This window comes from Magnetospirillum sp. UT-4 (assembly GCF_902729435.1).
Taxonomy (GTDB): domain Bacteria; phylum Pseudomonadota; class Alphaproteobacteria; order Rhodospirillales; family Magnetospirillaceae; genus Magnetospirillum.
This window is the reverse complement of record NZ_CACVCG010000036.1, coordinates 15,573-28,254: the sequence shown is the minus strand read 5'-3', so window position 1 is coordinate 28,254 and position 12,682 is coordinate 15,573. Positions and strand designations below refer to the sequence as shown.

Here is a 12,682-nt window from a genome sequence, read left to right as displayed (position 1 = left end):
CCTTCCGAATAACATTTCGACGGTGGTATTTATCATAAGGCGATGGCTTTTCTGCCTGAAAGCTATCTCTGTGCCTCTGTGTCTCTGTGGTTAAATTTATTCTTCCTTTCCCAAGGCACACCGCATGAGCGCCCGCACCGTCTCCATCCGCCTTGCCCTTGAAGACGGCGAGGTGTTCCGCCGCGCCCTGATGCAATTGGGCGAGGACGGCCGCCGGGCGCTGGAGCGGATCGAGCGGGCGGCGCAGCCGGCGTCGAAGGCGCTGCTGGCGATCAACGAGGTCGGCCAGGGCGTGCGCGGCGTGGTTGAGGGCATGGCCGGGCGTATGGGCCTGTTCGGCGAAGCGCTGATGGCCACCGGGCGCACCGGTCTGATCGCCGCGGCAGCGGTGGGCGCCGTCGGCGCCGCCCTGGTCCAGGGCGTGCGCGAGATGGAATCCGCCGACCAGTCGTTGCGCCGGCTGGAGGCGGTGCTGAAGGCGACCGGCGCGGCCTCCGGGCTGACCGCCGGCCAGTTGGCCGAACTCGCCGACGAGATGGAAACCGGCACGCTCGCCACCGCCGAGGGGGTGATGGATGCGTCCGCCGTCATGGCGACCTTCCGCTCGGTCTCGGGCGACACCTTCACCCGCGCCATCCGCCTGGCCCAGGACCTGTCGGCGGTGTTCCGCCAGGATCTGTCGTCCTCGGCCACCCAGTTGGGCAAGGCGCTGGAGGACCCCATCGAGGGCATCTCGGCGCTCCGCCGTGTCGGCGTGTCGTTCTCGGCCACCCAGAAGGAGGTGATCCGCTCGTTGGTCGAGACCGGCGACGTCGCCGGTGCCCAAAGGATCGTGCTCGACGCCCTGGAGCAACAGGTCGGCGGCGCCGGGGCGGCGGAAGCGGCCGGTCTGACCGGGGCCGCCCACCATCTTGCCGCCGCCTGGGGCAACCTGCTGGAAGAAATCGCGCGCACCAGCACGGTCGGCCGAGGCGCGCAGGGCGTGCTGTACGACCTGACCGGCATGGTCGATGGCATCCGCGACCTGCTGAAGGGCCCCGACATTGCCGCCCAGGTGGCGGCCAAGAGCCGGCAACTGGGCGATGTCGAAGGCCGGATCGCCGAATATCAGGGGCTAGGCGTCACCGGCCGCCGCATGGCGGAATTGCGCCAGCAGGCCGACCTGCTCCGCCGCGACATCGACGCCCTGGTCGAAAGGGGCCGCACCGAGGTGGCGGCCTTCGAGGCCGAGCGTGCCGACGCCGAATCCGGCCGCCAGGCGGCCGAGCGCGACCGCAACGCCGAGGCCATGGCGGTGCGGCTGAAGGCGCTGGACGAGGAGAAGGTCAAGGCGGCCACCGATGCCGCCGGCAAGATCGCCGCCATCGAGGGGCAGTTGTCCCGCAACATCGAGACGGCTCGCAGGAAATCGGCGCTGCCGGGGGTCGACGCGGGCGATGTCGACCGCGAAATCTCCCTGCTGCGGCAGGTGGCGGCACGCAAGGTCGAGGCCATCGAGAAGCCGCTGGCCGAGGCCCGCCTCCGTGCCGCCGAGCAGACGGCCAAGGTGCTGGACGACCTCCAGCGCGAGCTTTCCGCCCCCTGGCAGCCCCGGCAGGCCACCATCGACCAGTCGGTGTCGCGACTGCCCAAGGAGTCGTCCGCCGCCGACCGCGCCGAAGCCGCCCGACTGGCAGGGGAATTGTTCGACCAGAAACAGGCGCTCGACGAATTGCAACGGGCGCTGAAGGAGGAAGCCGACGCCCGGACGAGGGGCAAGGAACTGGTGCACCAGCACCGCACCGCCGAGCAGGAATACGCCGACACATTGCGCGATTTGAACGACCTGCTGGCCCAAGGCGCGCTCGACGCAGACACCCACGCGCGGGCCATCGAGGAGGCCGAGAAGCGCAAGCTGGCGGCGTCCAGGGAATGGTCGGACGGCGCCAAGCGGGCGCTGAATTCTTACGTCGAGGATTCGTCCGATGCCGCCCGCAGTGCCGAGCGTGTCGTCACCGGCATGCTGAAATCCAGCGAAGATGCCTTCGTCAAATGGGCCACCACCGGCAAGCTGGCGGCGGGCGATCTGTTCAACACCCTGGCCGAGGAAGCCTTGCGTGCCGCTTGGCGAATGGCGGTGGTGGCGCCGCTGTTCGGCGGAGCCAGCGGTGGACTGTTCGGCGGCCTGATCGCCGGCATCGGCAGCTTCTTTTCCGGCACCGGATCGGCTGGGGCCAGCGGCGGCGGCGGTGGCTCCGTCCCGGTCCCCAGCACCGGCAACTTCGCCATCGCCCATTCCGGTGGCCTGATCGGTCTCGACCGGCTGGAGACCCGTCGATACAGCACCTCGGTTTTCGCAGGGGCGCCCAAATACCACACCGGCGGGCTGGTGGCGGGGGAGCGTCCCATCGTCGCCCGCGTCGGTGAGGGCATTTTCACGCCAAGGCAGATGGACAATGCCGATCGCATCCTGACGGCCGCCTTGTCGCAGCCGGCGGTCGGCGTGGTGGTCACGGTCAACAACAACGCCTCCGGCACCCAGGCCCGTGCCGAGCAATCCCAGGGGTCCGATGGCCGCATCCAGATCGACATCATCGTCGAGGAGATCGAGGGCCGCATGAGCCGCCGCATCGGCCGCGGCGAAGGCATGGCCCCGGTGCTGGAGCACCGCTATGGCCTCAACCCGGCGGCGGGGGCTTATCGGTAAGGATCAGTGCTCGGTCTCGTCGTCGAACGTGACGTAGCGGGGCAGATCCATGGCATCGTGAAGAATACGCAGGATCTGGAGGGTATCCGTATTGCGGTCGGGCGCGATCCTGAACACGATCAGATGGCGTCCCCGTTTGCCCGACCGCGCTATCGGCAGGATGAACACGCCGTCACCAAGGTCATCGCGGAACCGGACCCCGACGGTGCTTGGCCCTGCCTTCAACGCTCGGAACGCGGATGAGATCATGCCGGAATAGGTCTTTGCCTGACCGTCGCCGAAGTGCTCTGCGGTCCAGTTAACAATGTCGCGGAGGTCTGCCTTGGCTGCGTCGGTAAGCCGGACCTTCCACTCTTCGGAACCGGTCGCCATCAAGCCCGCTTCGCCCGCCGTTCCGAAAGAACCTCGTCCGTCATGCGTTCAAGGTAGTCCGCCAGCGCGTCTGCATTCCCGAAGGTCTGGTATCGCCCGGCCTCCATGTCGTCGATCCCCACTTGCACGGCGGCGCGCAGCGCCTCAAGGCGGGCTTCTTCCTCGGCATCCCGGCGCTCGATCAGGCGCAGCCCTTCACGCAGCACCTCGCTGGCATTCTGGTAGCGGCCCGAGGCCACCAGCCGCTCGATCAGATCGGATTGGTGATCCGTCAAGACGACATTGCGGGTGGGCATGATCCATCCTCCATGGCGTTCCGTTCTTGGCAGAATATGCCATGTGCGGCGGCGCGTGCAAGGTTCGCAACCGGATTCATTTCAAATCGTGCGGTGACGAAATGTCCATCTCCTGGCCCGCCCGGCTGCCGTTGCCGACCTATGACGGCTATGCCCTGGAACCGGAATCGGCCGTCACCCGCACCGACATGGAATCCGGCCCTGCCCGGCAGCGGCGGCGGTTCACGCAAACGCCCACCCGCATCCCGGTGCGCTGGCGCTTTCGGGATGTGGACTTCGCCACCTTCGAGGCATGGTTCCACCTGAAGCTGGCCGATGGCGCCGATTGGTTCGCGATCTCCCTGCTGGGCGGAATCGGCATCGCCGCCCACGAGGCCCGCTTCGTCGGCCAGAGCAACGCCCCCTACAAAGCGGCGCCCGGCCGGGGCGGCACCTGGATCGTCACCTCGGTGTTGGAAATCCGCGAGCGCCCCATGCTCGACGAGGGGGCGCTGGACATCCTGCTGGCCGAGGATGTGGTCGTTCTCTTTGCCAACATCCAGACCCTCCATTCCACCCTGCATGTCGGCTTGCCCGTCAGCATTCGCTGGTGATCGACCATGGCCCTGCAAACCGATCTCGCCGCCGCTGTCGCCCAGGTGACTGCGGACAGTACCCTGCTGCACAAGGTGGTGCATGGTCCTGCCGGCGGGACCGAGTCCCAGGTCGTCACCGAAGGTGGGCCGGTCAAGACGGTGGCCAAGGCCATCGCCGACATCGACACCCGGCTTCAATCCGGTCTGGAAACGCTGGATCAGAAGGTCGCGGCGGCGGCGGCCAGCGCGGCGCTTGCCGTTCAAGGCGCCGAAGCGGCGGAGGCGAGCGAGGCGGCCATCGCGGCAAACGCCCAGGCCGCCAGCCTGTCGGAAACGAATGCCGCCGCCAGTGTCGCATCCGCCATGGACGGCGCAGTTGCGGCCAATGCCGACGCGGTCGCGGCACAGGCATCCAGGGAGGCGGCGGAAGGTGCTGCCGCCCTGGCGGAACAGTCCAGGATCGCCACCACGGCGGCGGAGGCCGTCACCACGCAGGCGGCAACGGATGCCGGGGCTTCGGCTGCGGCGGCCAACGCCTCGGCCATCGCGGCTGGTGTCAGCGAAGCCGCCGCCCGGTCGAGCGCGGAGGCGGCGGGTCTGTCCGAACAGCAGGCGGCGGCAGCCTCTGCTTTGGCGGTCAATGCCGAGGCCAGTGCCTCTGCGTCGGCGGCCCAGGCCCGCGCATCGGAAACCGCTTCGGCAGGCTCGGCCACGGCAGCGGCCCAATCCGAAACAGATGGCGCCTTCTGGGCCGGACAGGCCGAGAGCTTTGCCGCAGCCGCTGAAGCGGCGGCCACCATCGTCGCCGATGCCACCGGCCTGGATCTGCAAACCTTGATCGTTTCCGCCCGCAGGGGCTCGGACTACCGGACGCTCGGCATCGAGCTGTTCTGAAGGGAAGGCCCATGACCACCCTTGCCCATTACCTGACGGTCAAGGCCGCCCAGGATAACGCCTTCGCCACCATCTCGGCCAAGCTCGACGATCCCAACCTGCGGATGGACGATTTCGCCCTGATGGTGAAGGCCGTCGAACTGATCGAGACCGTCCAGGACACCGATGCCTATGACGCCCTGCTGCGCAAGGTGGCGGCCAAGGTCGCCGGGCTCTACGCCCCGGATTTAAGCGGCGAGGACATTCTCATGCTCACCCGGGCTTCCAGGCTGGGCGACATCCCCCATGGCGGGGAGGAGCGGTGGATGCTGCTCAACCGCGACGAACGGAACATGGATGTCACCGGGGCCGTGATGGTCGGCGAGCGCACCCTGGAATCCTTCGGCGATTGCGTCCTCGAAACCTTCTACGCGGAGACCTGATCCCATGCCCCTGACCATCCCCCCGATCCCCAATGCCGCTCCCTTCGCGGCGTTCTCCGACAACGTCGGCATCTTCAGTAATTCCAAGGCCCGCGAAATCCCGACCCGGCTCAATGCCATCGCCCAGGCGCTGAAGGATCACATCAACACGCTCTGGCTGGCCACGGCCACCGGCTTCATCAACGGCACGGTGGTCGCCGGCCTGAACGCCGCCATTGCCAAGATCGAGGCCTTCTCCAACGGGATCGAAACCCGCATCGACGATCAGATGACCGAGTTCGAGGTCAATCTCGCCAATTACCTCGGAACCAATGCCGGGTATTCGGTCAGTGCCGCCAACGCCGCGCTGTTCACGGGGGGCATCGTCGCGGGCGATATCGTCTACGACGTTGCCGGAAGGGCGGTTTCGATCCGCCAGGGCCCGCGTCTGATCAACGGCATCACCTACAACGACGACGGAACCATGGCGGGCTATGCCGAGCAACTGACCCTCGGCGGCATCACCTACACCCGCGCCTTCACCTTCTCCTATACGCCCGACGGGCAGATCGCCGCCATCACGGAGGTTTGACGATGGATATCCTGACGTTCAACGCGCTGAAACAGCATCAGCGCCATCTCGACCGCGACTTGCTGGATCCCTGGAAGCGCCCGGCCTTCGCCGTGGTGACCATGAGCAGTTCGGCCCCCTGGGGCACGGTGGTCTACAACCACTATCTCCAGGAGCTGTGCCGCCAGCATTACAATGACAGCGGCTACATGCAGGGCAGCACCAGCAGCCTGGGCACCGAATTCTTTAACAACTGGTATTCCTACGGCCGCACGGATTCTTACATCTCTTCGACCGACAGCAATTACGGCGACGGTACTGCCCGGTGCGGGCATCTCGGCCACCTGGCACTGGCGGTCGGCCCCGACGGTTCGATGATCGGGCGTGCCAGCCCCTATTCGGCGACGGCGCTCCGCAATGTCGGTGTCTGGGTCAACAACAAGACCAACCGCAACCTCGCCCTGTTCATGGAGAACCAGTACGCGGGCGTGGCGCCGCGCGCCATCGCCCCCGGCCGCCTCGCCGGCACCGAGGGTTGGCATCTGGCCTGGACCAACACCAAGTTCTACGCCCAGAACAATTTCGGGACGTACAACAAGTACGGGATGATCGGCTACAACGAAAAAACCGGCACGCTGGTCATCAACGAGAACAAGAACGGCGGCACCTCCATGCGGCTACACGTCTATTCCAACGTCCCACCGTTCGACATTTCCGCCAGCAACCGCCGCGCCTGGTTCAACAATCTCGATGAGACCAAGCACATCTTCTACGACTGGACGGCCAATTCGGCGGGGTATGCCGAGAGCCTCTATCGCGGCATCGTCATTCCCTGCGACGACGGCAAGATCATCATCGTGCGGATGGAGCCCAGCAATTACTGCATGCTGGACCGGTTCACGCCGAACGGCAGTGGGGGCTACACCAAGGAAGCCACCCACACGCTGAGTACGACCACCACCTACGGCATGGAATCCGCCGACCGCAACGGCATCCGCTTCCAGATCTCCAACGACGGCAAATACGTCATTTGCTACCAGCCCTATTACTACTATGGGGCCGGTGCCGAGGTATTCCTGATCCGGGTGGCGGACGGGAAGTACGCCTTTCTACAATACCAGGATTCCAGCTATGGCCGGTCGTTCGCGCCCATCCGCGACAGCGACTTCATGATCTCCTACAGCCCGAATTCCGACAGCGGCTACGGCATCTACATGTCGCACATCGACACCCGGACGGTGTTCCAGGCCATCGCCGACAAGGGCGACATGAGCTCCAAGGTGCCGGGCTTCAACGTCTACATCTTCGACAGCGCCTATCACTCGACCAACTACCCCTACATCGTTCCGATCATCGGAGGCATCTGATCATGGCCGGCAAAATCAGCTTCCCCCACGGCAATGACTGGGGCGTCATCGGTCCCGAGGGCGACCACGATCTGCCGGTGAAGTCGGTGTTGGGTCACAGGTTCCAACTCGTCGATGGCGAGGTCATCGACCGCTATGACGGCGTCACCGACGACGAGGTCCGCAGGATCGATGATGAGCGCGTCGCCGAGCGGCAGGGTGAGGAACTCCAGGCGGCCAGAACCGCCCTGGTTCGCCGGGTCAAGGCCGAAGCAGCGCAGCGCATCGCCAATCTCGACTGGAAGGTCGAGCGCGCCCGCGAGCGGGACGTCCTGAACGGCACCACGACCCTCCAGGACGTCTATACCGAGCGCGAGCTCATTCGGATGGCGAGCAACGAGGCCGAAGCCGCAATCGCCAAGCTCGCCTCCCAGGAAGAGCTCCAGGCCTTCTCCTGGTAGGTCGCCACGCATTCCCCCTTTGAGCCGGAGCAAGCCATCATGGCATTGGAACAATCCCCGGACATCTGGGCGGGTGTCGCCACCCAGTATGTCGGAGCCTGGGGCAGCGCCGCCCCCGTCGTTCAGATCGCCGCCATCATCGCCGTGGTGATCGTGGTGGCGATCCTCGCCTGGGCATGGTCGCGGCGGCGGGAGCAACCGGATTCCTCCGGTGTCCCGGTCGAGGCCTTCGCCCATGTGGTCGAGGAGCAGGCCCGCCAGACCGAAGCGCTGCGCTCGGCGGTCGAAGGCCTGTCCGAGATCGTCCACCAGATCCGCCTGCTGCTGGAAGCCCGCACCCTGTGCCCCTATGGAGATCGGCGCGATGCCTGATCCGGCCCTGTCGCAGGCGCTGAAGGAGGCGTTCGCCTCCGCCCCCAGCGGCACGGTGATCCTGGATACGCTGGAAATCTGGCATCCCAGCTTCACCGAGCCGATCCGGGTGGTCCGCGACCATGCCGATCTCACCGCCCGGTTGGAGGCCGGTGCGCCCCGCGACGGCGGCAAGCAGGTCACCTTCACCGCACTCGCCTTCGAGTTCTCCCCGCCGCCAGTGGATACCGCTCCGGTGCCGGAAATCACCGTCACCCTCGACAATGTCGGCAGCGACATCACCGATGCCCTCGAGGGAGCCGCCATCAGCCAGCAGGTGATCGAGATCACCTGGCGGCCCTATCTCTCCACCGACCTCGACGGCCCCCATATGGACCCGCCCATCACCATGACCCTCACCGATGTCGAGGCCGACACGATGAGGGTCACGGGGCGCGCCCGCATGCTGGATGCGGGGAACAAGTCCTTCCCATCCATCACCTATACCGCTCGGCGCTTTCCCGGACTGGCGCGGTGATCTTCGCAGGGCACTGCCCTGCACCCGCCAGGGACTCGTCCCTGGACCCCATTCCTTCGAGGGCATCATGCATTGGGCTATCGCCTTGATCGGCCTGCCGTGGTCCGTCCATGGCAGCGGGCCGGACTCGTTTAATTGCTGGGAATTCGTCCGCATGGTGCAGGCCCGGCATTTCGGTCGCATCCTGCCCGAGATCAGCAATCCCGAAGACATGCTGGTCATGGGCCGCACCTTCCGTAACCACCCCGAGCGGCGGCGCTGGACCAAGATGCCCGATCCCATGGAAGGTGATTGCGTGCTGCTGCGCCGGTCCCGTCATCCCATCCATGTGGGCATCTGGCTCGAAGTGGATGGCGGCGGAGTCCTGCATTGCGCCGAGGGCGCCGGGGTGGTGTTCCAGCGTTCGGACGCGCTCAGCCTCAACGGCTGGGCGATCGAGGGCTTCTATCGGTTTTCGCCATGACCGCCTCCATCGTCATCGTCACCAATCCGTTCGAGCCGGTGACCAGCCGCTCGGTTCATGCGGTGGAGTCTGGCGCCACGGTAGGCGCCTTGCTGCTCGACTGCGGCATTGCCGAGGATTGCTGGTCGGACGGTCCGGAAATCCTGATCGGCGGCATGGCGGTGCCGGTCGGCATCTATGCCGTCCGGGCCATCGGCGACGACGAGGTCGTCACCGTCATTCGCTGGCCCCAGGGCGGCGGGGCCGGAGGTGGTGGGGGCGGCAAGAACCCCATGCGGATCGTGCTCACCATCGCGGTGATGGTGGCCGCCATCTATCTTGGCCCCATGGCGGCGGTGGCCATGGGCTACACCGCCACCGGCACCGCCGCCGCCATGGCCACCGCCGGCATCGCCATGGTCGGTTCGGTGCTGATCAATACCGTGATCCCGGCGCCCAAGCCGTCGATGCCGTCGCTCAACTGGGGCGGCAGCGGCAGCGCTCCGGCCCCCAGCCCGACCTATTCAATCCAGGCTCAGGGCAACCAGGGCCGATTGGGGCAGCCCATCCCGGTCATCTATGGCCGCCACCTGATCTATCCCGACCTCGCCTCCGAGCCCTACCAGGATTACGTCGGCGGCGAGCAGTATCTCTACCAGCTCCATGTCATCGGCCAGGGCGAGTATGCGGTCGAGCAGATCCGCATCGAGGACACGCCCATTTCCTCCTTCGAGGAGGTGCAGACCGAGATCGTCCCGCCCGGTTCCCCGGTGACGCTGTTCGAGCCGGACGTGGTCACCGCCGCGGAGATCGCCGGCCAGGAGCTGGTGGCGCCCAATCTGGTACAGTCCGGCGACGATGGGTACATCGGCCCGTTCACCGCCAATCAGGTGGACACCGCGGCGGGTGCGCTGGGCATCGACGTGGTCATGCCGCGTGGCCTCTATTACGCCAATGACGGCGGCAGCCTCGATAGCCGCATTGTCCAGTGGCAGGTCGAGGCTCGCGCCATCGATGCCGACGGCGAGGCCCTTGCCGGTTGGTCGGTGCTGGCGACCGAATCCCACTCCGCCGCCAGCAATACCGCCATCCGCCTGTCCTTCCGCTATGCGGTGTCGCCTGGGCGCTACGAGGTCCGCCTCAAGCGCCTCGACACCAAGGACACCGCCGAGCGCGCCGGTCATGAGATCCGCTGGGGCGCGCTGCGCGCCTATTTGACCGGCCAGCCCGATTTCGGCGCCGTCACCCTGCTGGCGGTCAAGATGCGAGCCACCGACAATCTGTCGCAGCGCTCCAGCCGCATGATCAACGTCATCGCCACCCGCAAGCTGCCGGTGTGGTCGGAAGCAGGCGGTTGGTCGCAGCCTGTGGCCACACGTTCCATCGCCTGGGCCTTCGCTGATGCCTGCAAGGCCCAATACGGAGCCAAGCTGGCCGACAGCCGCATCGACCTCAAGACGCTGGCCACCCTGGATGCCGTTTGGCAAGGGCGTGGCGATTCTTTCGACGCGGTGTTCGACACCAGCATGACGGTGTGGGAAGCCCTGACCCGCATCGCCCGTTGCGGCCGGGCCGTACCCATCCAGCAGGGCGGTATCGTGCGGATCATCCGCGACCAGCCCCAGACGATGCCGGTGGCCATGTTCGGGCCGCGCAACATCGTCAAGGGCTCGTTCAAGCTCAAATACGTCATGCCGGGCGACGACACCGCCGACGCCGTGACGGTGGAGTATTTCTCGTCGCGCACCTGGAAGCCCGACGAGACCACCGCCAAGCTGCCCGACAGCCAGGGCGACAATCCCGCCAAGGTCAATCTGTTCGGCTGCACCACCAAGGACCACGCCCAGCGGGAGGGCCTCTATATCGCCGCCAACAACCGCTACCGCCGCCGCCTGGTCACCTTCCGCACCGAGTTGGAGGGCATGATCCCCACCTACGGCGATCTGGTCGCCATCACTCACGACATGCCCCGCTGGGGGCAAGGCGGCGAGGTGATCGGTCACCAGGGCGACGTGCTGGCCCTGTCCGAGCCTTTGGTCTGGACCGAGGGCGCCAGCCATTACCTGGCGCTGCGCCGCCGGGACGGCAGTCTTGCCGGGCCATTCCGGGTTCAGGCCGTGCCCGGTGATCCAGCCAAAGTCCGCGTCCTCGATCCCCTGACCGTCACCCCCTATGTCGGCGGTTCAGAGGAGCGGACGTATTTCAGCTTCGGCCCCGGCCATGCCTGGGCGCAATCCGCCCGCGTCCTGGCCATCCGCCCCCGCGCCGAGCAGGTCGAGATTGTCGCCGTCGCCGAAGATTCCCGCGTCCACGTCAACTGACTGAGGTTCCGCATGCTGACCGCAGACATCCTGCGCGCCGCCCTGCCGGCGGCGCGGCCCACCGATATTGCCCGTTTCACCACCCCGCTGACCGAAGCTTGCGCCGAATGGGGCATCGACACGCCACTGCGATTGGCGGCGTTCCTCGCCCAGATCGCCCACGAGAGCGGCCAGTTCCGCGGCCTGGTCGAAAACCTGAACTATTCCGCCGAAGCCCTGCTGCGGGTCTTTCCTCGCCACTTCGATGCGACTCAGGCCACCGCCTATGCCCGCCAGCCGGGACGCATCGCCGCCCGGGCTTATGCCAACCGCATGGGCAATGGCGACGAGACATCCGGCGACGGCTGGCGCTATCGCGGCCGTGGCCTGATCCAGGTTACCGGCCACGACAATTACGCCGCCTGCGGCGCCGCCCTCGGCCTCGACCTGATCGCTCAACCCGAGTTACTGGAGCAGCCCGGTGCCGCCGCCCGCTCGGCCGGATGGTTCTGGCACAAAAGCGGCCTCAACCGACAAGCCGATGCCCGCGACATCGAAACCATCACCCGGCGCATCAACGGCGGCCTCACCGGACTCCAAGACCGCAAGGCCCATTACGCCCGCGCCTGCGCCGCCCTGGAGGTCTCCCATGAACTTGCTTGATCTCCTCGGCGATGCCGCCGCCATCGCCGCCAACCCCATCGCCGGTCTCGCCAAGGTGGCCCTCGACGTCGCCCCCGATATCGCCGGCCTGTTCGGCGACGATGCCGAGAAGGCGGTGGGAAAACTGGCCGACACCGTTCGCGCCATCACCGGCACCGACGATCCCGCCCAGGCCCGCGAGGCGCTGGCCGATCCCACCCTGGTGTTCCAACTGCGCTCCCAGGCCCAGACCTTCGCCCACGAGGAGCGGATGCAGCAGATGGCCGGCGCCCTCACCACGCTCACCGCCACCCTGGCCGACCGCCAGAACGCCCGTGCCCGCGACAGCGAGTTCATCAAGGCCGGCCGCAGCAACACCCGCGCCAACGTCCTGCTGGTCACCGCCGGTATGGGCATCATCGGCGGAATTGCCTTCATGGTGTTCGGCCAAGTTGACGGCAACACCGCCGTCGGCGGCTGCATCATTTCGGTGGTGACGTTGCTGGCAGGTAAGTTCGCCACCGCCTTCGACTTCGAGTTCGGCGGATCGGCGGATTCCGAGCAGACGAGGAACCTGTTGGCACAAGCTCCGCCGATCATCGGAAAATAGCAAACACGTCCTGCGGCATGCGGCCGACCATGGGAGCGATCCCCTGGTCGGCCGCTATTGTCGTTTTCAGGCCCCCTGCACGGGGCATCATTTCCGCATCATCGCCGGTCGTTTCCGCGCTACGCGCCCCATCCAGCGTTTGCCATCCTTGGCCATGTCCCAGGGATTGGTCTTTTCCCGCCGGTGCGGGATGTCAT

15 protein-coding genes are annotated in these 12,682 nt (G+C 66.4%); 13 read left to right on the top strand and 2 right to left on the bottom strand.

From position 1 onward, the window contains the following. Window positions 1-124: 124 nt before the first annotated feature. Window positions 125-2,686, top strand: a complete 2,562-nt coding sequence (locus MTBUT4_RS03250; protein ID WP_173978232.1) for a phage tail tape measure C-terminal domain-containing protein — start codon at window positions 125-127, stop codon at window positions 2,684-2,686. 3 nt (window positions 2,687-2,689) lie between these two features. Here MTBUT4_RS03250 and MTBUT4_RS03245 read toward each other — a convergent pair whose 3' ends face one another. Next, window positions 2,690-3,058 carry a type II toxin-antitoxin system RelE/ParE family toxin gene (locus MTBUT4_RS03245; protein ID WP_173978231.1) on the bottom strand — a complete coding sequence of 123 codons (369 nt, stop codon included), beginning with the start codon at window positions 3,056-3,058 and terminating at the stop codon, window positions 2,690-2,692. Next, window positions 3,058-3,354, bottom strand: coding sequence for a type II toxin-antitoxin system ParD family antitoxin (locus tag MTBUT4_RS03240; protein ID WP_173978230.1), 297 nt, complete (start codon window positions 3,352-3,354; stop codon window positions 3,058-3,060). The genes MTBUT4_RS03245 and MTBUT4_RS03240 overlap by 1 nt, the downstream gene beginning before the upstream one ends. Window positions 3,355-3,455: 101 nt before the next feature. Between MTBUT4_RS03240 and MTBUT4_RS03235 the strand changes: the two genes are divergently transcribed. From MTBUT4_RS03235 to MTBUT4_RS03180, 12 genes are all read left to right on the top strand, one after another. After that, window positions 3,456-3,947 carry a hypothetical protein gene (locus MTBUT4_RS03235; RefSeq protein ID WP_173978229.1) on the top strand — a complete coding sequence of 164 codons (492 nt, stop codon included), beginning with the start codon at window positions 3,456-3,458 and terminating at the stop codon, window positions 3,945-3,947. A 6-nt stretch (window positions 3,948-3,953) separates the two neighbouring features. Continuing rightward, the gene (locus MTBUT4_RS03230; RefSeq protein ID WP_173978228.1) at window positions 3,954-4,823 is read left to right on the top strand and encodes a hypothetical protein; all 870 of its coding nucleotides are present in this window, start codon (window positions 3,954-3,956) and stop codon (window positions 4,821-4,823) included. A gap of 11 nt (window positions 4,824-4,834) precedes the next feature. Then, window positions 4,835-5,245 (top strand): hypothetical protein, encoded by a 411-nt coding sequence (locus MTBUT4_RS03225; RefSeq protein WP_173978227.1) that lies wholly within the window; start codon window positions 4,835-4,837, stop codon window positions 5,243-5,245. 4 nt (window positions 5,246-5,249) lie between these two features. After that, window positions 5,250-5,816, top strand: coding sequence for a hypothetical protein (locus MTBUT4_RS03220; RefSeq protein ID WP_173978226.1), 567 nt, complete (start codon window positions 5,250-5,252; stop codon window positions 5,814-5,816). A 2-nt stretch (window positions 5,817-5,818) separates the two neighbouring features. Beyond that, on the top strand, window positions 5,819-7,162 hold the full coding sequence (locus tag MTBUT4_RS03215; protein ID WP_173978225.1) for a hypothetical protein: 1,344 nt from the start codon (window positions 5,819-5,821) through the stop codon (window positions 7,160-7,162). Window positions 7,163-7,164: 2 nt separating this feature from the next. Continuing rightward, window positions 7,165-7,602 (top strand): hypothetical protein, encoded by a 438-nt coding sequence (locus MTBUT4_RS03210; protein WP_173978224.1) that lies wholly within the window; start codon window positions 7,165-7,167, stop codon window positions 7,600-7,602. 39 nt (window positions 7,603-7,641) lie between these two features. Further along, window positions 7,642-7,974 (top strand): hypothetical protein, encoded by a 333-nt coding sequence (locus MTBUT4_RS03205; protein ID WP_173978223.1) that lies wholly within the window; start codon window positions 7,642-7,644, stop codon window positions 7,972-7,974. Then, window positions 7,967-8,491, top strand: coding sequence for a DUF1833 family protein (locus MTBUT4_RS03200; protein WP_173978222.1), 525 nt, complete (start codon window positions 7,967-7,969; stop codon window positions 8,489-8,491). Before MTBUT4_RS03205 ends, MTBUT4_RS03200 begins: the two co-directional genes overlap by 8 nt. Window positions 8,492-8,558: 67 nt before the next feature. Further along, the gene (locus tag MTBUT4_RS03195) at window positions 8,559-8,954 is read left to right on the top strand and encodes an NlpC/P60 family protein (protein ID WP_173978221.1); all 396 of its coding nucleotides are present in this window, start codon (window positions 8,559-8,561) and stop codon (window positions 8,952-8,954) included. Then, window positions 8,951-11,254 (top strand): host specificity factor TipJ family phage tail protein, encoded by a 2,304-nt coding sequence (locus tag MTBUT4_RS03190; RefSeq protein WP_173978220.1) that lies wholly within the window; start codon window positions 8,951-8,953, stop codon window positions 11,252-11,254. The genes MTBUT4_RS03195 and MTBUT4_RS03190 overlap by 4 nt, the downstream gene beginning before the upstream one ends. Window positions 11,255-11,266: 12 nt before the next feature. Continuing rightward, the gene (locus MTBUT4_RS03185) at window positions 11,267-11,896 is read left to right on the top strand and encodes a glycoside hydrolase family 19 protein (RefSeq protein WP_173978219.1); all 630 of its coding nucleotides are present in this window, start codon (window positions 11,267-11,269) and stop codon (window positions 11,894-11,896) included. Then, entirely contained in the window at window positions 11,883-12,485 is a 603-nt protein-coding gene (locus MTBUT4_RS03180; protein ID WP_173978218.1) for a hypothetical protein, read from the top strand. The genes MTBUT4_RS03185 and MTBUT4_RS03180 overlap by 14 nt, the downstream gene beginning before the upstream one ends. Window positions 12,486-12,682: the final 197 nt, after the last annotated feature.

What these genes read in the sequence shown, in the direction of transcription:
- MTBUT4_RS03250 (WP_173978232.1), top strand. Translation starts at nt 125, where the DNA reads ATGAGCGCCCGCACCGTCTCCATCCGCCTTGCCCTTGAAGACGGCGAG.
- MTBUT4_RS03245 (WP_173978231.1), bottom strand. Translation starts at nt 3,058, where the DNA reads ATGGCGACCGGTTCCGAAGAGTGGAAGGTCCGGCTTACCGACGCAGCC.
- MTBUT4_RS03240 (WP_173978230.1), bottom strand. Translation starts at nt 3,354, where the DNA reads ATGCCCACCCGCAATGTCGTCTTGACGGATCACCAATCCGATCTGATC.
- MTBUT4_RS03235 (WP_173978229.1), top strand. Translation starts at nt 3,456, where the DNA reads ATGTCCATCTCCTGGCCCGCCCGGCTGCCGTTGCCGACCTATGACGGC.
- MTBUT4_RS03230 (WP_173978228.1), top strand. Translation starts at nt 3,954, where the DNA reads ATGGCCCTGCAAACCGATCTCGCCGCCGCTGTCGCCCAGGTGACTGCG.
- MTBUT4_RS03225 (WP_173978227.1), top strand. Translation starts at nt 4,835, where the DNA reads ATGACCACCCTTGCCCATTACCTGACGGTCAAGGCCGCCCAGGATAAC.
- MTBUT4_RS03220 (WP_173978226.1), top strand. Translation starts at nt 5,250, where the DNA reads ATGCCCCTGACCATCCCCCCGATCCCCAATGCCGCTCCCTTCGCGGCG.
- MTBUT4_RS03215 (WP_173978225.1), top strand. Translation starts at nt 5,819, where the DNA reads ATGGATATCCTGACGTTCAACGCGCTGAAACAGCATCAGCGCCATCTC.
- MTBUT4_RS03210 (WP_173978224.1), top strand. Translation starts at nt 7,165, where the DNA reads ATGGCCGGCAAAATCAGCTTCCCCCACGGCAATGACTGGGGCGTCATC.
- MTBUT4_RS03205 (WP_173978223.1), top strand. Translation starts at nt 7,642, where the DNA reads ATGGCATTGGAACAATCCCCGGACATCTGGGCGGGTGTCGCCACCCAG.
- MTBUT4_RS03200 (WP_173978222.1), top strand. Translation starts at nt 7,967, where the DNA reads ATGCCTGATCCGGCCCTGTCGCAGGCGCTGAAGGAGGCGTTCGCCTCC.
- MTBUT4_RS03195 (WP_173978221.1), top strand. Translation starts at nt 8,559, where the DNA reads ATGCATTGGGCTATCGCCTTGATCGGCCTGCCGTGGTCCGTCCATGGC.
- MTBUT4_RS03190 (WP_173978220.1), top strand. Translation starts at nt 8,951, where the DNA reads ATGACCGCCTCCATCGTCATCGTCACCAATCCGTTCGAGCCGGTGACC.
- MTBUT4_RS03185 (WP_173978219.1), top strand. Translation starts at nt 11,267, where the DNA reads ATGCTGACCGCAGACATCCTGCGCGCCGCCCTGCCGGCGGCGCGGCCC.
- MTBUT4_RS03180 (WP_173978218.1), top strand. Translation starts at nt 11,883, where the DNA reads ATGAACTTGCTTGATCTCCTCGGCGATGCCGCCGCCATCGCCGCCAAC.